Annotated in this window: 19 protein-coding genes and 1 tRNA gene; 3 read left to right on the top strand and 17 right to left on the bottom strand. The window is 65.2% G+C overall.

The window, feature by feature from the left end; all coding sequences use genetic code 11:
• Positions 1 to 28 precede the first annotated feature (28 nt).
• The 7 genes from M2361_RS26675 to fdnG all read right to left on the bottom strand — a co-directional run bounded on the left by M2361_RS26675 (position 29) and on the right by fdnG (position 9186).
• A tRNA-Sec gene (locus M2361_RS26675) sits at positions 29 to 124 on the bottom strand.
• Positions 125 to 160: 36 nt separating this feature from the next.
• Positions 161 to 2119, bottom strand: coding sequence for a selenocysteine-specific translation elongation factor (gene selB / locus M2361_RS26670; RefSeq protein WP_259252806.1), 1959 nt, complete (start codon positions 2117 to 2119; stop codon positions 161 to 163).
• A complete protein-coding gene (gene selA / locus M2361_RS26665) occupies positions 2116 to 3546 on the bottom strand; it encodes an L-seryl-tRNA(Sec) selenium transferase (protein ID WP_259252805.1) in 1431 nt (476 codons plus the stop codon). Before selA ends, selB begins: the two co-directional genes overlap by 4 nt.
• Position 3547: 1 nt before the next feature.
• Positions 3548 to 4480, bottom strand: a complete 933-nt coding sequence (fdhE, locus tag M2361_RS26660) for a formate dehydrogenase accessory protein FdhE (protein ID WP_259252803.1) — start codon at positions 4478 to 4480, stop codon at positions 3548 to 3550.
• A gap of 102 nt (positions 4481 to 4582) precedes the next feature.
• Positions 4583 to 5215: a formate dehydrogenase subunit gamma gene (locus M2361_RS26655; RefSeq protein WP_259252802.1), complete on the bottom strand. Its 633-nt coding sequence runs from the start codon at positions 5213 to 5215 to the stop codon at positions 4583 to 4585.
• On the bottom strand, positions 5208 to 6107 hold the full coding sequence (fdxH, locus tag M2361_RS26650; protein ID WP_259252801.1) for a formate dehydrogenase subunit beta: 900 nt from the start codon (positions 6105 to 6107) through the stop codon (positions 5208 to 5210). The genes M2361_RS26655 and fdxH overlap by 8 nt, the downstream gene beginning before the upstream one ends.
• Positions 6108 to 6117: 10 nt before the next feature.
• Entirely contained in the window at positions 6118 to 9186 is a 3069-nt protein-coding gene (fdnG, locus tag M2361_RS26645; RefSeq protein ID WP_259252800.1) for a formate dehydrogenase-N subunit alpha, read from the bottom strand.
• Positions 9187 to 9413: 227 nt separating this feature from the next.
• On the opposite strand from fdnG, the gene M2361_RS26640 reads away from it, so the two are divergent.
• Entirely contained in the window at positions 9414 to 10913 is a 1500-nt protein-coding gene (locus M2361_RS26640; protein ID WP_259252799.1) for a DUF1254 domain-containing protein, read from the top strand.
• A gap of 77 nt (positions 10914 to 10990) precedes the next feature.
• Positions 10991 to 11491, top strand: a complete 501-nt coding sequence (locus M2361_RS26635; protein ID WP_259252798.1) for an acyl-CoA thioesterase — start codon at positions 10991 to 10993, stop codon at positions 11489 to 11491.
• Between the two features lie 21 nt (positions 11492 to 11512).
• On the opposite strand, the gene M2361_RS26630 is transcribed toward M2361_RS26635, so the two are convergent.
• From M2361_RS26630 to M2361_RS26600, 7 genes are all read right to left on the bottom strand, one after another.
• Positions 11513 to 12658: a T6SS immunity protein Tli4 family protein gene (locus M2361_RS26630; protein ID WP_259252797.1), complete on the bottom strand. Its 1146-nt coding sequence runs from the start codon at positions 12656 to 12658 to the stop codon at positions 11513 to 11515.
• A gap of 74 nt (positions 12659 to 12732) precedes the next feature.
• The gene (locus M2361_RS26625; protein WP_259252796.1) at positions 12733 to 13089 is read right to left on the bottom strand and encodes a hypothetical protein; all 357 of its coding nucleotides are present in this window, start codon (positions 13087 to 13089) and stop codon (positions 12733 to 12735) included.
• A 240-nt stretch (positions 13090 to 13329) separates the two neighbouring features.
• Positions 13330 to 14337, bottom strand: coding sequence for a sterol desaturase family protein (locus tag M2361_RS26620; protein WP_050446815.1), 1008 nt, complete (start codon positions 14335 to 14337; stop codon positions 13330 to 13332).
• A gap of 2 nt (positions 14338 to 14339) precedes the next feature.
• On the bottom strand, positions 14340 to 15131 hold the full coding sequence (locus M2361_RS26615; RefSeq protein WP_404976456.1) for a polysaccharide deacetylase family protein: 792 nt from the start codon (positions 15129 to 15131) through the stop codon (positions 14340 to 14342).
• Positions 15115 to 16095: a YncE family protein gene (locus M2361_RS26610; protein WP_259252909.1), complete on the bottom strand. Its 981-nt coding sequence runs from the start codon at positions 16093 to 16095 to the stop codon at positions 15115 to 15117. The genes M2361_RS26615 and M2361_RS26610 overlap by 17 nt, the downstream gene beginning before the upstream one ends.
• A gap of 176 nt (positions 16096 to 16271) precedes the next feature.
• On the bottom strand, positions 16272 to 17144 hold the full coding sequence (locus M2361_RS26605; protein ID WP_259252795.1) for a DUF2950 domain-containing protein: 873 nt from the start codon (positions 17142 to 17144) through the stop codon (positions 16272 to 16274).
• 4 nt (positions 17145 to 17148) lie between these two features.
• The gene (locus M2361_RS26600) at positions 17149 to 18549 is read right to left on the bottom strand and encodes a DUF3300 domain-containing protein (protein ID WP_259252794.1); all 1401 of its coding nucleotides are present in this window, start codon (positions 18547 to 18549) and stop codon (positions 17149 to 17151) included.
• A gap of 206 nt (positions 18550 to 18755) precedes the next feature.
• Here M2361_RS26600 and M2361_RS26595 point away from each other — a divergent pair, with 206 nt between their 5' ends.
• The gene (locus M2361_RS26595) at positions 18756 to 19193 is read left to right on the top strand and encodes a universal stress protein (protein WP_259252793.1); all 438 of its coding nucleotides are present in this window, start codon (positions 18756 to 18758) and stop codon (positions 19191 to 19193) included.
• Between the two features lie 101 nt (positions 19194 to 19294).
• Here M2361_RS26595 and M2361_RS26590 read toward each other — a convergent pair whose 3' ends face one another.
• The 3 genes from M2361_RS26590 to M2361_RS26580 are packed head-to-tail and all read right to left on the bottom strand — an operon-like array spanning position 19295 to position 22265.
• Positions 19295 to 20305, bottom strand: a complete 1011-nt coding sequence (locus tag M2361_RS26590; RefSeq protein WP_259252792.1) for a 2Fe-2S iron-sulfur cluster-binding protein — start codon at positions 20303 to 20305, stop codon at positions 19295 to 19297.
• Between the two features lie 12 nt (positions 20306 to 20317).
• Complete coding sequence (locus tag M2361_RS26585; protein ID WP_259252791.1) at positions 20318 to 20797, bottom strand: heme-binding protein; 480 nt, start codon at positions 20795 to 20797, stop codon at positions 20318 to 20320.
• A 34-nt stretch (positions 20798 to 20831) separates the two neighbouring features.
• Positions 20832 to 22265 carry an aldehyde dehydrogenase family protein gene (locus tag M2361_RS26580; RefSeq protein ID WP_404976458.1) on the bottom strand — a complete coding sequence of 478 codons (1434 nt, stop codon included), beginning with the start codon at positions 22263 to 22265 and terminating at the stop codon, positions 20832 to 20834.
• Positions 22266 to 22420: the final 155 nt, after the last annotated feature.

Genomic DNA, 22420 nt, shown 5'->3' with positions numbered 1-22420 from the left:
ACGCCGCCTGGGTCAGAAAGAAAGGAGGTGGCGGAAGGCAGCAGGAGTCGAACCTACCTGGGAACGTCTGACGCCCCCAACTGGGTTTGAAGCCCAGCCGTGCCGCCGGGCACGGATGCCTTCCGTGGCGGACTGCCTATGATACCGGCTGCGGCGAGTTTTACGTCGCCTCTTGCCTGGAGTCTTGCATCGGGTTTTGCATCCCCGCATACGCGCTTTCACCGCGCAGGAGGTGCGTGTCCCGCACGCGCCGGGTATAGCCGACGCGGTCGAAGAATTCCAGGATCTGGATGGCGCGCTTGCGTCCCAGCCCCGTGCGGTCGCGGAACACTGCGGCGTTCAGGCCCGGGGGCTGGGCGGCCAGTTCGGCGGCCAGGCGCGCCAGTACGCGCACCTGGTCGCGGTGATAGAACAGGTCCTTCACCACCTGCGCGACCTCTCCACGCCGCAGCAGCTTGCGCATCAGTTGCCGCACACGCTCTTCAGGTTCGCCTTGCATGCGCGCCAGGTCCCGCACCCAGGGCGGATCGAATGCGCCGGCATCCAGCAGCGGCAACAAGCGCTGCGCCAGCGCGCTTTCCTCGTCGGCCAGCGTGGCGGTATGCGAGGGCAGATGCAGCCAGGGGCCGTTGCGCGCCACCCGACCATCGCGTTGCAGGTGGTCCAGCACCGCCGTCCACAAGGCATCCGAACCCACCGGCATGGCCATGCGGCGCAGGCGCGCGCTATCCGGGCCGGGTTCGTCCGGCGCACTCTGATGAAAGGTCGCCAGCGCCTGCTCCACGCGGCCGCGCAGCGCATCCCAATGGGCTGACCCGATCAGCGTGCGCGGGCCTTGCACGTGGCGCGACTCGATCCACAAGGCGCCGTGCGGCGCTTCGATGTCTTGCACAGGCTTGCCGGTCAGGCGTTGCAAGGCCCCTTCGTCCAAACCCAATGGCGCATGCGCCAACACCGGGGGCAGCCCGCCGCCGTCCAGCATGTCGCACAGCGCCTGCAAGCCCTGCATGCGCGCCGCCGCCCGGCGCTTGCGGTCCGGTGCGTTGGGGTCCAGCACGCGGCCGCCACCCACCGTGCGGGTGGCCTGCGCGTTGCGCACAATGAAGCGGTCGCCGGGCATGGCGCACACCGGCTCGTCGAACACCAGTTGCACCCAGCCCGATTGCCCCGGCGCCAGCGTCTCCGCGCTCAGCGGCACCACATGCGCCACCTGGCGCGCGGCGCCGATGTGCACGTGCAAGGGCGCCCAGGCACGCAAGGGCGCGTCGGCCGACTGCAGCAGGGTCAGCGCAACATCGACATGACGCGACGGCAGGAAGCAACGCGCATCCGCGATCCAATCACCGCGTGAAATAGCCTGCTTGTCGATACCCGCCAGGTTCAAGGCGCAGCGCTGGCCGGCCGTGCCGGTGTCGCTGGGCTGGTTTTGCGCGTGGATGCTGCGCACCCGCACGCGCGTGCCGGCCGGCATCACGCGCAGGTCGGCGCTGTCGTCGCCCGCGCGCGCCTGACCCGAATGCGCCGTGCCCGTCACCACCGTGCCGTGGCCCGCCAGCGTGAAGACGCGGTCGACCGCCAGCCGGAACAGGCCATCGCTGCCCCGCCGCTGCAAGTGTTCTGCCTGCGCGTGCAGGTAATGCTTGAGATCCGCCGTGCCGGCATCGTCGGCTTGCGCCGCGCAGACGGCGTATACGGGTGCGCCATCCAGGAACGTGCCGGCCGTGAGCTCGGCGATATCGGCGCGCACGGCCGCCAGCCGCGCGGCGTCGGCGCGGTCGGCCTTCGTCAGCGCCACCGCGCCCTGGGCCACGCCCAACAGCGTCAGGATGGCCAGGTGCTCGCGCGTTTGCGGCATGACGCCGTCGTCCGCCGCCACCACCAGCAGGCCGAAGTCGATGCCGCTAGCGCCGGCCGCCATCGTGTGCACCAGTTTTTCATGGCCGGGCACATCGATAAAGCCCAGCACGTCGCCGTTGGCAAGTGGCGTGTAGGCGTAGCCGAGTTCAATGGAGATGCCGCGCGCCTTCTCTTCCTTGAGCCGGTCGGTGTCGACCCCGGTCAGGGCGCGCACCAGCGTGGTCTTGCCGTGGTCGATATGGCCCGCGGTGCCGATGATCATGCCAGCGGCTCCGCCAGTTGCTCGACAAAGGCGGCTTCGTCGCGCGCTTCCAGGCAGCGCAAGTCCAGCCACAAGGCGTCGTCGGCAATCCGGCCGATGACGGGCGTGGGCAAGCCGCGCAGTTGCGCTTCCAGCTTGTCCAGATGCCGGCCCGGCCGGCCGCTGCCGGTATAACGCGCCGCCAGGCCGAAGCTGGGCAATTGGTCCACGGGCAAGGCGCCGCTGCCGATCTGGCTGAACATGGGCACCGCCTCGACCGCGTAGTTCGCGCCCACCGCATGCGCCAGCACGGCGCGCAGCCGTTCGGCCTGCGGCTGGATGTCGCGCTGCGGCCGGGTCAGCAAGCGCAAAGTGGTCAGGCGCTGCGCCAGGAATTCCGGCGCGCGGTACAGGTTCAGCACGGGTTCCAGCGCCGCCAGCGTCAGCTTGCCCACACGCAATGCGCGCTTGAGCGGGTTCTTCTTGATCTTGCGGATCAGGTCGGCGCGGCCGACCAGCAGGCCCGCTTGCGGCCCGCCCAGCAGCTTGTCGCCGCTGAAGGTGACCAGGTCCGCGCCCGCCGCGATGGTGTCGCGCACCGTGTCTTCGCGCGGCAGGCCGAACTGCGTCAGGTCCACCAGCGTGCCGCTGCCCAGGTCGACCGTGGCGGGCAGGCCCTTGGCATGCGCCAGCGCCGCCACTTCGGCCAGGTCGACGCTTTTGGTGAAACCGGTGACGGCGTAGTTGCTGCAATGCACTTTCATCAGCATCGCGGTGCGCGGGCCGATGGCGCCGTCGTAGTCGGCGGCGTGGGTGCGGTTGGTGGTGCCCACTTCAACCAGCTTGGCGCCCGCGCGCTTCATGATGTCCGGAATGCGGAACGCACCGCCGATCTCGACGAGCTCACCGCGCGACACCACGACCTCGCGCCGGTCAGCCAGCGCGTTCAACATCAGCAGCACGGCGGCGGCGTTGTTGTTGACGACGGTGGCGGCTTCGGCGCCGGTCAGTTCGCACAGCAGCTCGTCGATGAGATCGTCGCGGTCGCCGCGCCCGCCCGTGTCCAGGTCGAATTCCAGATTGGCCGGCGTGGTCAGCGCGCGCATCACCGAGGCCACCGCTTCGTCGGGCAGCAGGGCGCGGCCCAGGTTGGTGTGCAGCACGGTGCCGGTCAGGTTGTAGACAGCGCGCAGGCGGGGCTGGGCGGCCTTGTTTAACGCCGCCGTGACGCGGGCCGCTACGGCCCCGGCTTCCAGTTCCGCGCGCATCAGGCCGCCCGCCAGCGCGCGTTGGCGCAAGGAGTCCAGGTCGCGCCGCAACGCCGCCACCACTTGCGTGCGGCCGTGCGTATCGAGGGCGCCGCGCAGGGCATCGGCGTTCAGCAGACGATCCAGCGGAGGAATATCCGAGGCGGCGGCCACGTCACCGCCAGACGGTTGCTGGGCCATGCTATTCCTCGTTGCCATGCCACAACAGGGGGTTGCCGCTGGCACGCGAATAGCCGGCCTCGCCCACCAGCACATCCAGCATCAAGCTGGCCAGGTCATCGGCCACGGGCTCAACGTACAGGTCTTTGTCTTGATAGAAGATCTTGCGGTAGGTGTGGCAGTGGTCGCAGGTTTCGGCCTTGATGGCCGGCGAGCGGCCGTCGATAGCCTGATAGGCGACGGATTCCACGTCTTCGCAGTGCGTGCACTTGACGCGCACCATGTGCCACTGCGTGGCGCATAGGCTGCAACACAGGTAGCGGTAGCCTTCGAATTGGCCGCCCACGCGCACCACGCTGGCCACCGGCAGGCTGGCGCAGACGGGGCACACGCCAAAGGGGCTGACCACCGGCAATTGCTTGGCGTCGAAGCGGCTGGCCAGATCGGTCCAGTAGACCTGCAAGGCCGCCATCACGAAGGGCGCGGCGGCGCCGTCCACGCCCTGATCCTGTTCAGACAACACGGCTTCGGCCAGGTCTTCCAACGATTCGGGGTCTTCATCCACCGCGCGGCGCAGCGCGGTACAGACCTCAATGGCTTCGGCCGGCACGCCCTGGCCGCGCGCCACGTCGTCGACCAGCCGCGCCAGGATGCCGCGCCACAGCGGGTCGCGCGGCCAGCCCACGGCCTGCAACGGTGGCATGCCATGCGCTTGCGCCAGCGCCAGCCGGTCTTCGGATGCGCCGGGCGCGGCGCAGTCCTGCAAGGCACGGTGTTGGGCGTCGACCAGTTGCGCCATCAAGAGCAGGTAATCCGCCACCGGGCTGTCTGAGGCCAGTTGCCGCAGGCGCGCCGCGCGCGTCGAAAAAACCGACCCGCGTTCAGGCAGGCTGACGCGGGGAATGACATTGTGGTCTAGCGCTTCGATCTCACCGCGCGGAAGAATTCGCTGCAATTGCGTCTCCAAGAAAACAAACACGGCTGCCAGCCTTCGTGCAAAGAAGGATAGCAGCCGTTGGCTACCCGGGGGCAAGCCCCCGGGTGGGGCGGGCGAACCCTATTTTTTGACTTGCTCGCGGAACCAGGCGCGGTGATGCTTCCAGGCCCATCCCGCCGTCACGTAACCGCGCAGCATCGCCGTCAAGGATCCCTTGACCCAGATCGCCGCATAAATGTGCACGATGATCGAGCAGATCAATACCAGCGCGCTGACCGCGTGCACCACCGATGCCGCCCGCACCACCCAGATCGGGAAATAGAACGCGAAAAACTCGCGCCAGATCACGATGCCGCTTGCGAACAAGCCCAGCATGCACAACACCAGCACATAGAAAAGCAGCTTCTGGCCGGCGTTGTACTTGCCGACTTCGGGCAGCTTTTCCTCGCGGTTTTCAACCACGTCGTTCAACTGCCTGAGCCACTGGCGGTCTGCCTTGGTCAGCATGTTGTGCCGCCACATGTGGCCGGCGAACACCACGAAGCACACGAACATCACCACCCCGATGATGGGGTGGAGAATTCGCGTCCAGGGACCGCCCCCGAACAGGTTGGTGAGCCAATACATCGACGGGTGAAACAGCGCCAGCCCGGACAGCGCCAACAGGATGAACGTCAGGGCGATGATCCAGTGGTTGGTGCGCTCGCCCGGCGAATAGCGTTTGATGCGGCGGTGATGGCGGTCTTCAGTCATGACGCATCTCCTCTTCGGCGCGGCGTTCGTCTTCTTCCGACACCTCGTTGCGGCCTACGCGGGCGTAGTGGAAGAAGCCCGCCAGGGCGGTCAGGGCCATCATGGCCACGCCCACCGGTTTAGCCAGACCCTTCCACAGCGAGACCATGGGGCTGATGTGTGGGTCCTTGGGCAGGCCGTGATACAGCCCGGGCTGGTCGGCGTGATGCAGCACATACATGACGTGGGTGCCGCCCACGCCTTGCGGGTCGTACAGCCCCGCCTGGTCGAAGCCGCGCGACTTCAAATCCACGATGCGCTCTTCGGCATGCTGCTTCATGTCTTCCTTGGTGCCGAAGACAATGGCGCCGGTGGGACAGGCCTTGACGCAGGCCGGCTCCTGGCCGACGGCCACGCGGTCGGAACACAAGGTGCACTTGTACGCCTTGTTGTCTTTCTTGGCGATGCGCGGCACGTTGAACGGACAGCCGGTGATGCAGTAGCCGCAGCCAATACAGTTTTCCTCGTGGAAATCCACGATGCCGTTGGTGTATTGGATGATGGCGCCCGGCGAGGGACAGGCTTTCAGGCAGCCCGGGTCCTCGCAGTGCATGCAGCCGTCTTTGCGGATCAGCCATTCCAGGTCGCCCGCGGGGTTCTCGTATTCCGAGAAGCGCATGACGGTCCAGGAATGCTCGGTCAGGTCGGCCGGGTTGTCGTAGACGCCGACGTTGGTGCCGATCTCGTCGCGCAGATCGTTCCATTCCATACAGGCGCTTTGGCAAGCCTTGCACCCGATGCACTTGGACACGTCGATCAACTTGGCCACCGAACCCGTGACGGGCTCGCGAATGCCGGGCGGCGGCGTGGTGGTGGCGGAGCGCCGCTTGATGTCTAGGGATTGCATGGACATGTCGGTTCTCCTATGCCTTCTCGACCTTGACCAGGAACGACTTGAATTCCGGTGTCTGCGAATTGCCGTCGCCCACGAATGGCGTCAGGGTGTTGGCAAGGAAGCCGGGTTTGGCCAGGCCCACAAAGCCCCAGTGGATGGGAATGCCCACGTGATGCACGGTCTTGCCCTCGATGGTCAGGGCGCGCAAGCGCTTGGTGACCAGCGCCACGGCCTTGATGTAGCCGCGGTTGGACGACACCTTGACCCGCGACCCGTTGGCAATGCCCAGTTCCTTGGCCAGCGCGTCGCCGATCTCCACGAATTGCTCCGGCTGGAGAATCGCGTTGATGCGGACGTTCTTGGTCCAGTAGTGGAAGTGCTCGGTCAGGCGATAGGTGGTGGCCACATAGGGGAAGTTTTCCACCGTGCCCATCGCGGCCAGGTCGTCCTTGAAGACGCGCGCGGCCGGGTTGCTGGTCACGCCCTTGGCCTTCGGGTACAGCGGGTTGTAGCCCAGTGGGGTTTCGAAGGGTTCGTAGTGCTCGGGGAACGGCCCTTCGGCCATGCCCGCCCGCGCGAAGAAGCGCGCCACGCCCTCCGGGTTCATGATGAACGGCCCCATGCCGCCCGCGGGGTTCTCGTCGCCCTTGAAGTCGGGAATGTCGGCGCCCGCCCAGATCTTGCCGTTCCAGCCGATCAACCTGCGGCGCGGATCGAAGGGCTTGCCCGCCACGTCACAGGACGCTCGGTTGTACAGGATGCGGCGGTTGGCCGGCCACGCCCAGGCCCAATTCAAGGTCTGGCCGATGCCGGTCGGGTCGCTATTGTCGCGCCGCGCCATCAGGTTGCCGCTGGGGCCCCAGGCGCCGGCGAAGATCCAACAGCCGCTGGCCGTGGAGCCGTCGTCGCGCAGTTCCGCAAAGCCCGCCAATTGCTCGCCGCCCTTGCGGGTGACCTTGGTGGGGTCCTTGGGGTCGACCAGGTCAACCAGCGCGCGGCCGGAATATTCCTTGGCCAACTCTTCGGCGGTGGGGTTCTGCGGGTTGGCGTAGGGCCAGGACAGGTTGACGATGGGGTCCGGATACTTGCCGCCTTCGTCCTGGTAAAGCTTGCGCAGGCGCGTGAAGATGAGCGACATGATTTCGATGTCGCTCTTGGCTTCGCCGGGGGGCTCGGCGCCCTTCCAGTGCCATTGCAACCAGCGCCCGGAGTTCACCAGCGCGCCGTCTTCCTCGGCAAAACAGGTGGTGGGCAGGCGAAAGACTTCGGTCTGGATCTTGGACGGATCCACATCGTTGAGCTCGCCCGCGTTACGCCAGAATTCCGAGGTCTCGGTGACGAGCGGGTCCATGATGACCAGGTACTTCAGCTTGGCGAAGCCGTCGTTCATCTTGGACTTGTTGGGCGCGGCCGCCAGCGGGTTGAAGCCCTGCGCGATGTAGCCGTTCATCTTGCCCTGGACCATGAGCTCGTAGACTTGCAGCATGTCGTAGAGCTTGTCCAGCTTGGGCAGGTAGTCGAAGGCCCAGTTGTTTTCGGCCGTGGCGGCGTTGCCCCACCAGGCCTTCATCAGGCTGACGTGGAACTTGTTGTAGTTCTGCCAGTAGCTGAGCTGGTTGGGACGCAGCGGCTTTAACGTACGGGTCTCGATGTACTTGGCGTAGTCCTGCTCGGGTTCGTTGGGCAGCGTCATGTAGCCCGGCAGCAGGTTCGACATCAGGCCCAGGTCGGTCAGGCCTTGAATGTTCGAGTGCCCGCGCAGCGCGTTCATGCCGCCGCCGGCGATGCCGATGTTGCCCAGCAGCAGTTGCACCATGGCGCCGGTTCGGATGATCTGCGAACCAATGGAATGCTGCGTCCAGCCCAGCGCGTACAGCACCGTGGCCGCGCGGTTGGGGCTGGCGGTGGACGCCAGCATCTCGCACACCTTCAGGAACTTGTCTTTCGGCGTGCCGCACACGCGCTCGACCATGTCTTCGGTGTAGCGCGAATAGTGCTTCTTCATCAGCTGGTAGACGGTGCGCGGATGCGCCAGCGTGGGGTCCGTCTTGACGTAGCCGTCGTCGCCGCGCTCGTAGTCCCAGCTCGCCTTGTCGTAGGTGCGCTTGTCGGCGTTGTAGCCCGAATACAGGCCCGCCTCGAACGCAAAATCCTCGCGCACGATGAAGGAAAAGTCGGTGTAGTTGCGCACGTACTCGTGCTGGATCTTGTCGTTATCCAACAGGTACTTGATGACGCCACCCAGGAAGATGATGTCGGTGCCGGTGCGTATGGGCGCGTAGAAGTCCGCCACGGATGCCGAGCGCGTGAAGCGCGGATCCACGACGATCAGCTTCGCCTTGTTATGGGCCTTGGCTTCGGTTACCCACTTGAACCCGCACGGGTGGGCCTCGGCGGCATTGCCGCCCATGATCAACACTACGTCCGCGTTCTTGATGTCGACCCAATGGTTCGTCATCGCTCCACGGCCAAACGTCGGGGCAAGACCTGCCACCGTCGGGCCGTGTCAGACACGTGCTTGATTATCGAATGCCAACATCCCCATGCTGCGCACGGTCTTGTGCGTGACGTAGCCCACCTCGTTGCTGCTTGCCGAGGCGGCCAGCATGCCGGTGGTCAGCCACCGGTTTACCGTCTTGCCGTCCGCGGTCTTCTCGACGAAGTTCGCGTCGCGGTCGGCTTTCATGAGTTTGGTGATGCGGGTGAGCGCTTCATCCCAGGACATCCGCTGCCATTTGTCCGACCCGGGGGCCCGGTATTCCGGGTACTTCAGGCGGTTGGGGCTGTGGATGAAGTCGATCAACGCCGCACCCTTCGGACAGAGCGTGCCGCGGTTGACGGGGTGATCAGGGTCGCCCTCAATGTGCATGATGCTGGCGCGCGCGTTCTTGGACCCATCGCCCAGACCGTACATCAGCAAGCCACAGGCGACCGAACAGTAGGGACAGGTGTTGCGCGTTTCAGTCATGCGCGCAAGTTTGTACTGACGGACCTCAGCCATGGCCGTGCCGGGGGCTACCCCAAGCAATGCCAGGCTGGAGCCTGCCAGGGTTGCACCCGTCACCTTGAAGAACTGGCGGCGATTCATGTTGACCATGAAGCACTCCTCTCCTGGTGAATGAACAAGGCTGATGGCTCGCCCGAAGCGGAAAAGCCCCACAGCCTTGAAGGACATTGCAAAAGTATATGCCTAAGGGGGACGCCCACGCCATGCATAACGCACGCTGCACTGCGGAAATGAAAGCGAAATGGAAGTTGTTCGCAGATTTTGGATCTTCTTGCGGCTGCTACATTTCGCTTTCACTGCTGACCGTTGGAACACCGATGCGCCGCCGCTTTGCCCGCTTTGCCCTCTCGGCCCTCTTGCTTGCCGGCTTGGCCTGGATGCCTGGCCTCACCGCCTACGCGGCCCCCGCGTCCGGCCAGCCCACGCCCGCCGCCGCCGCCACCGAAGCCGCGCATCAAGCGGCCATGGAGGGCTATCTGTACTTTTATCCGCTGGTCACGATGGACCTGACCCGGCGCCAGTTCACGCACCCATCGCAAGCAGACAAAGGCGCACCCGCCAATACCTTCCTGCATGGCCGCACGCTGCCCCAGGCCGGCGCCGTCGCAGCCTCGCCCTGGGCCAACCCCGACATGCTGCGCAGCACCGGCTGGGTGGACCTGACGGGCGGCCCCGTGGTGCTGTCGGTGCCCGACACCCAGGGCCGGCTGTCCACGCTGACATTGCTGGATATGTGGACGGACGTCTTCGCCACGCTGGGCCCGCGCAGCACCGGCACGGCCAAGTCCAACACCGTCATCGTGCCGCCAGGTTGGACGGGCACGCTGCCTTCGGGCATGGCGCGCATCGACGCACCCACCGCCCACGCCTGGGCCAAGATCCTCATCCAGACTAACGGACCCGCAGACACCGCCGCCGTCCACGCCTTGCAGGACGGCTACACGCTGACGCCGCTGTCGCAATGGAACCTGCCCGCGCAATCGCAGCGGGTGAAGTCCGATCCGAACCTGGACCTGAAGATCTCGGTGCGCGAACAGGTGGAGTCCATGCCGACCGATGCCTTCTTCACCTACGCCGCCGCGCTGCTGCGCAAGCACCCGCCGCACGCCACCGACCAGCCGGTGCTGGCCATGCTGCGTCGGATGGGATTGATACCCGGCAGGCCCTTTGACTTCGACAAGCTGGACCACCCCGCTAAGCAAGGCATGCGACGCGGCCTGCGCGCCGCGCGCGAGCGCATGACCGCCGCCCCGGGCGCCAGCTTGCGCAGCCTGAACGGGTGGCAGCAGGAGACGGCCAGCGTGGGCGTGTATGGCAACGCCTATCTGCGCCGTGCGCTGGCCGCCCAGGCGCAGCCGGGTTCCGGCCTGCCCGAGGACTTGTCCGTGCTTCTGCTGGCGGCCGACAGCCAAGGTGCGCCCATCAATGGCACGCTGCACTACGTGATGCGCTTTGAAGCCGGGCAGTTGCCACCCGCCGGCGCGCTGTGGTCACTGGCGGCCTACGACGACCAGGGCATGCCGGTGGCAAATATCCTGAACCGTTATGCCCTAAGCGACCGCTCGCCCTTGCAATACAACGCCGACGGTTCGCTCGAGCTGCACATCAGCCAGGCGCCGCCCCCGCCCGAGCAGCAGGCCAACTGGTTGCCGCTGCCGTCAGTGGGGTCGGCAACCCTGCTGCTGCGCGTGTACGAACCGCGCCCCGCGCTGCTGGATGGATTGTGGATGCCGCCCGCGCTGGTGCGCGACGGGCCAGAGGCGCTGCCCGACGCCGCATCGCCAGTCGCGCAGGCGGCGCCCGCGAATAAACCCTAGGACGCGCCCTGTTGTCGGCACCATGACAGCCACTGCCGCTACCATAGGCGTTTTATTTTTAGTGATGAGCGCCCGCCATGGACGACGCCTTTAGCCACCAATTGTCGATGACCATCCTGATGACGCCGGACATGGCGAACTTTTCAGGAAACGTACACGGCGGAACCATCCTGAAGTACCTGGACCAGGTGGCCTACGCCTGTGCCAGCCGGTACGCCGGCCAATACGTGGTGACGCTGTCCGTGGATCAGGTGGTGTTTCGCGAACCCATCCATGTGGGGGAATTGGTGACTTTCCTGGCGGCCGTTAACTTCACCGGCCGCACGTCGATGGAGATCGGCATCAAGGTCGTTACCGAAGACATCCGCCAGAAGCTCGTGCGCCATACCAACAGTTGTTATTTCACGATGGTGGCGGTGGACGACAAGGGCGCCCCCACGGCTGTGCCCCCGCTGGCCCCGCGCAACCTGGAAGAGCGGCAGCGCTTCGAAGCCGCGCGCCTGCGCCGCGAACTGCGCCAGGAAATGGAACGCCGCCACGACGAGATCAAGCGCGAAACCACGCACGACGCGGCATAGGGCCCGGTCGATTCGGCCCCGCTATTTCTCTATGCTGGGTTTGCTTGCGATAAAGGCGTCCAGGGCTTTCCGGTCGGCTTCGGCTTGCGCGGGGGTAGGACCACGGAAGGCGCTTGGCGGCTCGACGCGGGGTGGCGCAACGGCCCCGTAACGCGGGCGCAGTGAACGCATGGCGTGGTCCCAGATTGCCAGAGCCTGATCCTTGCTCAAGGTGGAGTCGACGGGCGGACGGGGCCTTTTTCGTTGCCATAACGGAGGATCGCCCCGAGGGACAAAGTTGGGCAGAAGCCAATTAAGCAACTTGTCCGGTGTCATCTCCGGGTCGACGTGCAGTCTGGGCACGCCGCCCGCGGTCAGGCGGAAATTGACCGATGGACTCGCCAAGGAACGGCTATCACGGTAGTTTTCGGCGACGAACAACAACCCGCGATGGTCTTTCATGTCATACCGCATCAGGTATTCCTCGGCGGGATTTCCAGCCAGCGTGGTATGCCCCTTACGCAGCAGATCAGGGTCCCAGACGCGGAAGACGTTAAAGTCGCGGACCATGCGTTCGATAAGACGGGGCGACTCATTGCGCGCGGAGTCACTGAAGTAGATTTGCAGTTTGACGTTCGAGCCTCGCGCCATGAAGCTCACGATGCCCATCTCGTGGTCGTGCGTGCCTCGGATGATGACGGGGCCTAACGAAATGCCGGGGCCGGCCGCTTCGGCTTGCTTGACGGCCACAACTTGCGGAGCGAGCTCAAGCAGGCGCGACTCGACCTGTGCGTTGCTGCCCTCGTACGAGTTTGCTGCCAGCTTGACGTGCGTGCCGTTCACCAGCAGATGCAGTTCATAGGTCTGCGACCATGTACCGCCCAGACTCTCTTGAAATTGGAATAGCCACTTGCCCCGAGCCAATTCCTCCGCGCCGAGAAGCATGGACTTCCCGGTTTCAGCACTTTGGACGGCGCGGATGCGGCGGGCTCGTTCTGATAGCGCCTCGTCAAACTGAGCCAGCGTGATGTCTTGCCCCAGAATATCGATTTCAACGCTCGTATGATCGGCCCCTCCTCCGTAGTAAACCTTCGCGTACCCGCTGGAAGGCGGCCCCCAGTCGGCAGGAAGTTCGATCAGTTGCCTGCCTACCGCCCACGTTCGCATGGGGCCGGTAATCTCGTTCACGGCGGGTTCCTCCTTTGAATGAAATAGGGCCATCGCGCCAGTGGCCAAGCCTGCCACCAAACATAGCAGCGGGATCAAGCGGCGCATGACGGACGCTTGGCTTGGGCTGCGATCTTGATGAGGCTATACAGCGTGAAGCGCCGGGTCTGCATCACTTTGAATGCGCCTTCATGGTCAAAGCCCGCGGCACTGACTTGCACCCGCACTTGGCAGACGGGTTCCGACTCCTGGTCCACCTCCGGGACGGACTTCAGGTTCGACCCCATGATGCCGGGGATGAACACGACCGGCAGGATCGCTTCGGGCGGAATCAGCAGAATGACCGGATCGCAGAGGGCCGTGGGCGTGAGGGTCCAGTGGAACACGGGGTGGCCCCGGGCATCGTAGGACATCGGGGCGAAACGCGGTGCGGTCGGGGCGGTGTCGGTCATGGCGGGTTCCTAAGCGGACGCGCGCATGGCCTTGGAAAATGACGTGGCGCTTGCGCAAGCGAATCACTCAACCGACCAGGGTGGTACCGATCCGGCAAAAAGACTATTGGAGAAGTCTGATTCTTGGATCTGATTTCTAAGGCTGAGTCTTAGGGCTACCCATGGCCATGGCCTATCCATGACCCAAAGCACACGGGGCGACGCCAACCGGCGCCGCCCCGTATGAAAACTGCCGCGACATCAGGCCCGTTCCGCGGCCCCCGGTGGCGCGGGCGGTGCGGACGCCGGCTCGCGGTCACGCCCCACCATGCGCTTCAATCCCAGCCATTGCTGGGACCAGAATCCTCGGCCGTAGTCGCGTCCGCCCAACTCGGCCTGCTGGTCATGGATGCCCGTGGGACCGTAGCCGACGCCGAAGCGGGCGGTGCGAAACAGCACGTCCCAGATGGGGAACAGCGCGGCGAAGTTATAGCCGCCGACGGGGCCGGGGGTGGATGCGTCGTAGGCAATGGAATGGTGGTGCCGATGAAAACGCGGGCTGACCAGCAAGCGTTCGCCCAAGGCGCCAAAGTGCATGCGCAGGTTCGCGTGCGACAGGCTCTGCGCCAATTGGGTAATGGCCACCACCACCACGAACTGCGCGGGCGGCACGCCCACCAGTTGCGACACGAACACGACCAGCACGTCGCGCAGCATGTCGTCCAGCAGGTGGTTGCGATCATCGCTCCAGACGGTCATCTGGCGTTGGCTGTGATGCACGGCATGCAGCGCCCATAGCCAGCCAAAGCGATGTTGTGCGCGATGGTAGAAGTAGTCGACCGCGTCGAACAGCAGCAGATAGATGATCAGGCTGACCCAGGCTTTGTCCGTGACGCCCGGCCAGTACTGGTCAAGCTGAAACGGCGCGAAGCCCCATACGTGCAACTGACCGAACACGCTGTCCCAGAACGGGTCGATGGTGAAGAACAGCGCCAGTCGGAAAACGCCCAGTCGATGGATCAGGGTGTAGAGCACGTCGATGCCGATCTGGCGGCGGTCGGTAACGGGTTCGACCGGCCGCAGGCGTTGCAGCGGGCCAAGCACCAGGACAAGCACGGCCACCTGCACCAGGCCGACCAGCAGCCACATGGTGGCGTCGTAGCCGTCTTCGATGAGGTTGCTCATGCCCAGGTGAAACAGCGCGGGCTGGATCAGGGTTTCGAAGAGCCATTGCTGGCTTGCTCCGAAGAATTGGCTAAGCGTGTCCATGATCAATGATGCGTGGCGATCCAGTCGCGATAGGCGGGGTTCTTGTCCAGGGTGGCGAAACAATAGCCCTTCTGTTGCAGGCCCACAATCAGGGGCTCAAGCACGGCGGGGGCCCAGGGGTCCTGGCGTGACCAGATGCCCAGGTGCGCCAGCAGGATATCGCCCGGCTTGATGGTGCGCAGGGCCTGGTCCAGCAGCTTTGCGTTGGGGAATTTGTCGCTGGGCAGTTCATCGCCCAGGAAACCGGCCGGCGACCAGCCCACGTGTTCGTAGCCACATGCCTTCGCGGCCTTGAGCAAGGCGGGCGAGGTCTTGCCGCCCGGCGCGCGGTACAGCGGCAGCATGGTGGCGCCCGTCATCTGATGGAAGCGGGTGGCGGAGCGCTTGATTTCGGCACAGTACTGTTCAGCCGACATTTCAGCGCGCTTGCCGGTGTTGGGGCCGGCGCTGGGCTTCACGCGGAATTTGCCACCGGGCAGGTCGCCCTGCCAATAGACGTGATCGTAGGTGTGCGAGGCAAACGCATGGCCTTCCGCCACGCGCGCCTTCCACCAGGGCGCCCACACGTCGTCCAGGCTTGCGCCGTCGGTCTTGGTGCGTTCGTTGGCCAGGAAGAAAGTGACCTTCACATGATGGCGCGCCAGCACGTCAGCGATCAGCGGCGCCACGCCCATGTGGCCGGTATCGAAGGTCAGGTAGACCGGCTTGTCGCAGGTCGTCGGCGCCGCGGCATGCGCCATCGGAACGGCAAATGCCAGCGCGGCGGCGAGCAGGCTCCTAACGGGTTGGAGCATGATTCAACGTCCATACGCCGTGCGGCGATTTGCCTACCGGGACCTGGTTCACGACCTTCTTCTGTTCCAGGTCCACCACGGTCAGCTTGCGTGCCCAGCGTGACGTGACCAGCAGCGTCTTGCCGTCGGCCAGGACGTCCATGCAGTCCGGACCGCCCGGCACGGCGAAGGTGTCGGTGACGGTCAGCGTCAGCATGTCGATGCGGCTGATGGTGTTGGCGGTGCGGTTGCTGACGAACAAGTGATGCTTGTCGCCCTGCGCGCGAAAGGCGTGCGCGCCGGCCCCGGTGGGAATGCGCTTGACCAGCTTGGCGGGGCCGTGGCTGACGTCATAGGCTTCCACAAAGGAATCGCCCGTCAGCGCCACCAACAGGGTTTTCTGGTCGGGCGTCAGGAACACGTCGGCCGGCGTCTTGCCAACCGACACGGTCCACTTCGGTGTCTGCGTAGCCAGGTCGATGGCGATCAGTTGATCGCTGTCCTGCAAGGTGACATAGGCCGTGGTGCTGCTCTTGTCGATCATGATGTGGCTGGGCGTCTTGCCCGCCTGCACCCGCTTGACCAGCTTCAGTTCCGCCCCCGGATGCTGCGGCTCCCAGGCGTAGATGTCGATATGGTCCAAGCGGTTGGCGGCGGTGACGAACCACTTCATGTCCGGCGAAAACTGCAACTGATAGGGGTCGACGATATCCGTCAGGGTGCGCTGCACCTCGCCTGTTTTCGGATCCATCATGGTGATGGTGTTGCCCGTTGCGTTGGCCACCATCAGCGATTTTTCGTCGGGCGTCAGGTACAGGTGGTGCGGTTCTTTGCCGGTGGGCACCCGTCGCAGTTCTTTGTAGGACACCGGGTCGACGATGCTGACATTGGCGTCCAGGGAATTCAGGACAAAAATCGGCGCGGAAGCCGCCGCTGCGCTAAGCGCCATCCCTACGCCGGCCAGGGCGTAGCGGACAAAATGCATGGGGTTCAATTTGAAGGTCCGGCGAAGAAGGATCGGGCACCGATCCCAGTGCTCGCCATTTTATGCACACGCACCTTTCAAAAGGGCATCAAGCGAGGGCGTGGGCGCATTCGCTTGCGCCTGTTGCGACTCAGCAACAACCCTCGCCCGCACCGCCCCCTAAAGATGCCAAAAACTCATTTGGCGTCAGCGGGTTGCGCGTCGGCCTCGACCCAGTTGCCGGCGTCAATATCGCGGTGGCGCAGCGCCGGCGCGCGGGTGGCGGACGAGGGGCCAAGGTCGGCCTCGCGCACGCCGCCCTGCGGGCCGATGACGAAGGTGCCGACGCCTGTCTGCCCGTAACGCGCGGGCCATGCCACGATGCGGTAGGCCATGTCGTCGTCGCCCGGCAGGATTTTGTAGCGATACCCGTAATACGCATCGGCCACCGGCACCTCCGGACCCATGACCAGCGCGTCGGGCCCCAGGGCTTGCGGCGGGGCGCCGGGCACTTCCGGCCAGTACAGGCCGTCCATGGCGCCGGGGCGGCTGACCAGGCGGCTGGCGTAGCGGCCTTGCCCCACGCCTTGCTGGTAACGGGTTTGCGCGGCCTGCAACTGCTGCAGGGTATCGATGGCGGTCAATTCGTTGCGGCCGATCGCGCGGCGCTGAAGTTCGGCCTTGCCCGCCACCGGGTCAAACCGCCAGCCCTTGCCCGCGCTGACGATGGGCACGGGAAGCGTCCAGCCGGATTCGCCCACGGCCAGCCAGGAGCTGCCGACGTCGGTGATAACCTCGTGCTTCTTGGACCAGGCCGCCAGGAAGCGGTAGATGTCGTCTTGCGCCACCCCGCCCGGCACAAGCTGATTGTGGTTCGGCCCCAGTACCTTCGCCATGGCAGCGGGATCGCTGGTGGCCAGGGCGTCGGCAAAGGCGTCGGCCGCGGCCTCGGGGGTGGGATACACGCTTTGCGCCGCCAGCGGCGCGCCCAGCCCCAGCGCCAGCAGTGTCGCCGCGCCCAAGGCACGGGCACGAATCCAGGCATTCGTCATGAAAGCTCCCTTGTCCATGGTGCTACCTCCGGCCGCCGCGATGGCCGCCGCCGCCCGCGTGTCCGCCGCCGCCGCGAGGGGCGCCACCGCCGCCCCGGCTCATGTCGCTTCGGTGACTTTGCTGGCGCATGCGGTCGCCGTTGCCGGAGTCGCGCAAAGCGTTGTTGCTGTTGGCCGAGCGGGCACGGTCGCGGGCGGCGCTTTCATCCGCGCGCTGGCGCTGGGCCGCGGCCTGATGGTTCTGCGTGGACACGCTTGAAGAGCGCGGGCTGTGGTTGCCGGCCTGTGTGCTGCGAGCCCCTTGGCCCTCGTTCCGTCCCGCCGCGCCTTGGCCATTCCGGCCCGCCGCGCCCTGGCCACCACGATCCGCGGCGCCCTGGCCACGCCCTGCGCCGGGTTGTGAATGGCCCGCAATGGGCTCCCCGGTACGTCCCTCGAACGACTGTGCCGCGCGATCACGCGCGGCGTCGCGTGAATTCGCCGCGGGTGCGGCGCCGCCCACACGTCCGCCCTGTCCGGCCTGACCTTGCCGCTGGCCCGCTTGCCGGTTTTGCAGGCCCGCCTGGCGTTCGCTATCGAAGCGCTGACGGTTGGCCTGGTCCGCATAAGGCGTGTTGCCACGGTTCTGCGGGTTGTGCTTCCAGGACACATTATTGTTGCGGGCGTTATCGATGCGCTGATTGACGTTGATGTTGTTGTACCGGTTGACGTCGATGTCGACGTCGTTGCTGCCCCAGTTAAACCCGCCCCACATCGAGTTCACCGCCGCCACGCCCAAGCCGAAACCAATGCCCGACACCAGCGCGGTTCCAAAGACGGACCCGGGCGGCGGCGGATAGTAGTAAGGCGGATAGGAAGGATAAGCCCACGCCCCGTAGACCACGGTGGGGTTGTAACTGGGCACGTAGACCACCTGCGGATCAGCCGGTTCGATCACCACCACCGTCTTGTCGTTGGTGGTGTTGGTGGTGACCGTCTGCTGCGGCGTGCTTTTCAGGTTGCCGGCCTTTTGCGCCTGCGTGCGCAAGCGCTGAACCGAATCCATCACGGCGTCCGGCTGCGCCAGGAAGGCATCGCCCACGGACTTCACCCAGTCAGGCTGGCGGCCCATCATGTCCATGACGGACGGGAACGCCACCAGTGATTTCACGCTGGGGTCCCAGGCTTCGCCTTCAACCGCCTTGACCGCCTGGTCACCTGATTCCGAGGTATGCGCCGCCGACCACTTGGCGGCGGCGGCAATGTCGTCGGGGTACGTGGCCCCCATGAGGATCTGCGACAGCAAGGAATCGGGATACAGCGCCACAGGCGCCATCAACTGATCCAATTGCCCGTTGTCCAGCTTGGTTTGCGCCGCCGCGGGCATGCAGACCGCCAGCCCCAGACACAAACAAGAAATTAACCACGCTTGCAGTCGACGCATGAACCGTTCTCCGTGAAGCAACGCATGAAGCTAAAAGCCACGAGGGAACTGCCGGATAACGCGCTGACAATATATGCCTATCACCGGGGCATGGGAAGCCCTGGCATCACGCGCCTCGTCCTTTTGCGGGACTGGATTGCCGGCAGGGCCAGGCCTATACTGATTTCGCCGTTGCTCGACATTCCTTTTCCTAAAGGAGAGGCAACATGTACAGGCACTTGCTCATCGCCGTGGATGGCTCCCTGCTGTCCGAATCGGCATTCAAGCGCGCGCTCGTTTTCGCCAAGGAAATGGGCGCAACCATCACGCTTATCCGCGCCATACCGGAGGACCATCTGCTGGTTCACCAGGCTGAAATGCTGGGCACCACGCAAACGCATCACACCGATCAGACGCGCAAGAACGCGGAAAACTACCTGAACGGTCTTGAAATGGAAGCCCGCCACGCGCTGGTGCCGTGCAATTGCGTCGTGCTGATCAACGACCACCCGCACGAGGCCATTGTGGAAACCGCAAAGGGCCAGGGGTGCGACCTGATCATCATGGGGTCGCACGGGCGCCACGGCATGACGGGCTTTCTGCTGGGCAGTGAAACGCAGCGTGTGCTGGCCAAAACGCGGCTACCCGTGCTGGTGTTCCGATGACGGACAGCGCGGCTCGGCACGGCACGGCCTGACGCGGCTCGGCCTGACGCGGCCCGGCCTGACGCGGCTCGGCCGAGCTTCCAGGCCTGGCATCTTTGCCGTCAGCCCGCCGGCTCCAGTGCGTGCTGGAAGGTGAAGCTGTCGGCGTAGATGTGGTCCAGGCTGGCGCCGCGTCCGGCCAGCACGTGCTTGGCGTCTTGAATCATGGCGGGTGCGCCGCACAGGTAGATCGCGTGTTCGGAAAGGTCGTCGTGGTCTTCGGCGACGGCGTCCTGCACATGGCCGCGCCGGCCTTGCCAGCTTGCGTCCGCGCGTGACAGCACCGGCACGAAATTGAATTCGTACAAACGCCCCGCCCAGCCCGCGATTTCATCTTGCAGATACAGGTCCGCCTGCGTGCGCATGCCCCAATACAAAGTCACGGGCGGGCAGTCCTCCTTGTCCAGCAAGGATTCCAGGATGGCCTTGATCGGCGCGATGCCGGTACCGGTGGCCACCATGATGAGCGGGCGCCAATCTTCCTCGTGGTAGCTGAACACGCCCAAGGGCGCTTCGATCGTCAAGGCCGCGCCGGCCTGCGCCTGCCCCAGCCATTGGTCGGTGTAACGGCCGCCGGGAATGCGTCGCACATGGAAGTCGACCAGCCCATCCGAGGGCACTGACGCCATCGAGAAACTGCGCGTTTCGCCGTCGGGCAGCAGCACGTTCATGTATTGACCCGGCACATAGTCCAGCCCGCCGTCGGGCAGCGCCAACGTCAGGTGGATGATGTCGTACGTATAGGCGTCGATGCGGTGCACGGTGGCGGCCAGTTGGCGCGGCTCGGGAAACACCTGGCGGCTGCTGGGCACGCTGATGCATAGATCGCTTTCCGGGCGCGCCTGGCACGCAAGCGCGTAGCCTTCGGCGGCTTCTTCCGGCGTCAACGCCATCGGGAAGTCGTCATAGCGCACCGCGCCGGATTCCAGCTTGATGCGGCAGGTGCCGCAGCCGCCAAAAGTGCATTCGTGCGGCAGCTTGACCCCCGCGCGTTCGGCGGCGTCCAGCAGGGATTCGTCGGCGCCGGCGACGAAGGCTGCGCCGGTCTGCAGGATGTGCACGCGGTATGCCATGACGGGCCTCGCTTATTTCTTGATGTCGGCCTGCACCAGCACTTTCATGCCGCGCGGCTCCAGCAATTCGGCCAAGGCCGCCAGCGCGGCCAGGCCCGCCTGCGTGTCCTGTTCGCCGTTGCCGCCGCTCAAGCCCACTCCACCGATCACCTCGTCGTTCACCACGATGGGAAAGCCGCCCACGAACACGGCGAACTTGCCGTCAAAGCTCCATTGAATGCCGAACGCTTCGTTGCCGGGCAGCGCGGGGCCGTTGGGCGGCGTGTTGAACAAGTGCGTCGAGCGCTTGTGGCCGGCGGCGGTAAAGGCCTTGTTCCAGGCGATTTGCGGGCCGGTGATGCGCGCGCCGTCCATGCGTTCCAAGGCGATGGGGTAGCCGCCGTCGTCCACGATGCAAATGGATTCCAGCACCCCGATGGCTTCGGATCTGGCCATGGCGGCACGCACCATCACGCGCGCTTCTTCCAGTTCCAGGCGGTAAATCTGTTTCATAGTCGTAGCCTCTTCAGTGATTGATCGCGCGCGTTCAGCCCGCGCGGTAGATGGTTTTGATTTGCGTGTAGAACTCCAGGCCCACACGGCCGGATTCCCGGAACGTGGACGTGCTGGAATGCTTCAAGCCGCCAAACGGCGCGTTGATCAGGTTGCCGGTGGTGGTGCGATTGATCTTTACCGTGCCCGCCTGAATGTCGCGCGCGAACCGGTGCGCGTAGCGCGCGTCGGTGGTGGCGATGGCGGCGGACAGGCCGTATTCCGTGTCGTTGGCCTTGGCGATGGCGTCGTCGTAGCCATCGACTTCGATCAGCGCGATCACCGGCCCGAAGATCTCTTCGCGCGCGATGCGCATTTGCTGGGTCACGTCGGTGAAAAGCGCGGGCGTGACGTAGTAGCCGCCGTCAAAGCCCGCGCCGGTCAACTGCTCGCCGCCGCACAGGTGCGTGGCCTCTTCCTTGCCGATTGCCACGTAGCTCAGCACGTTGTCCAACTGCTTGCGGGTGGCCAGCGGCCCCAGGTCGAAGTTGCCTTCCAGGCCATTGCCGATGGTCAGCGCCTTGACGCGCGCCACCAGTTTTTCGGTGAACGCCTGGCGCACCTTGGCATCCACCAGCACGCGGCTGGTACCCGTGCATGCCTGCCCGCTCAGCGAAAAACCGCCCTTTACGGCCAGGTCCACGGCGCGGTCCAGGTCGGCGTCGGCCAGCACGATCAGCGGATTCTTGCCGCCCAGTTCCATCTGCGTGCGCGTCGTCAGGCCGGCGCTGCGGTGGATCTGTTCGCCCGCGGCGGTGGACCCGGTGAACGAGATGGCGCGTACGGCCGGCGCGCTGGTGATGGCGGCGCCCACCGCCGCCGCCGGGCCGATCACCAGATTCAGCACGCCCGCGGGCAAGCCGGCCTGCACAAAGGCTTCGGTCAGGCGGTAGCCCGAGAGCGGCGCGTCGGACGACGGCTTGAATACCACCGTGTTGCCGGCGATGAGCGCGGGCGCGATCTTGCGGGCCGGGATGGAAATGGGGAAGTTCCACGGCGAGATCACGGCCGCCACGCCCAACGGTTCGCGCTGGCTGTAGACCACCATGTCCGGGTCATCGTTGACGAAGGTTTCGCCGGTAAAGCTCTGGCCTTCGACAGCATAGAAACGGATCGTCTGCGCCGAACGCAGCACTTCGTCCTTGGCCAGGTTCAGGCCCTTGCCCTCTTCGCGCGTCAGTTCGCGGGCGAATTGGTCCGCATGGTCTTCCAGGTATTGCGCCGCGCGAAACAGAATGGCCGCCCGCTTCGAGATCGGCATGTCGCGCCAGGCGGCAAAGGCGGCGTCGGCCGCCTGCACCGCGCGCCGCGCGTCGTCGGCGTCCGATACCGGGAAGTTGCCGACGATGTCGCTGGTGTTGGCCGGGTTGATGTTGGGAGCCGTGCGGCCGGTGGCGCTGGGCACCCAGGCGCCGCCGATGTGGTTCATGAAGGTTTGCTGCGAAAGATCGTCCACGGAAGCGCTTCCTATGCCGGTACGGGAGTGGCCCGAAATGGGGCGTCTGAGGTAAGTTCTGAACATTGTATACTTTAATCTCTAGCGAACGATACGTGAAAACCCGATCTGAGCCGTGAAAAAGGGGC

Source organism: Achromobacter sp. JUb104 (genome assembly GCF_024806975.1).
Taxonomy (GTDB): domain Bacteria; phylum Pseudomonadota; class Gammaproteobacteria; order Burkholderiales; family Burkholderiaceae_B; genus Achromobacter; species Achromobacter spanius.
This window is presented reverse-complemented; position numbering and strand designations above follow the sequence as displayed.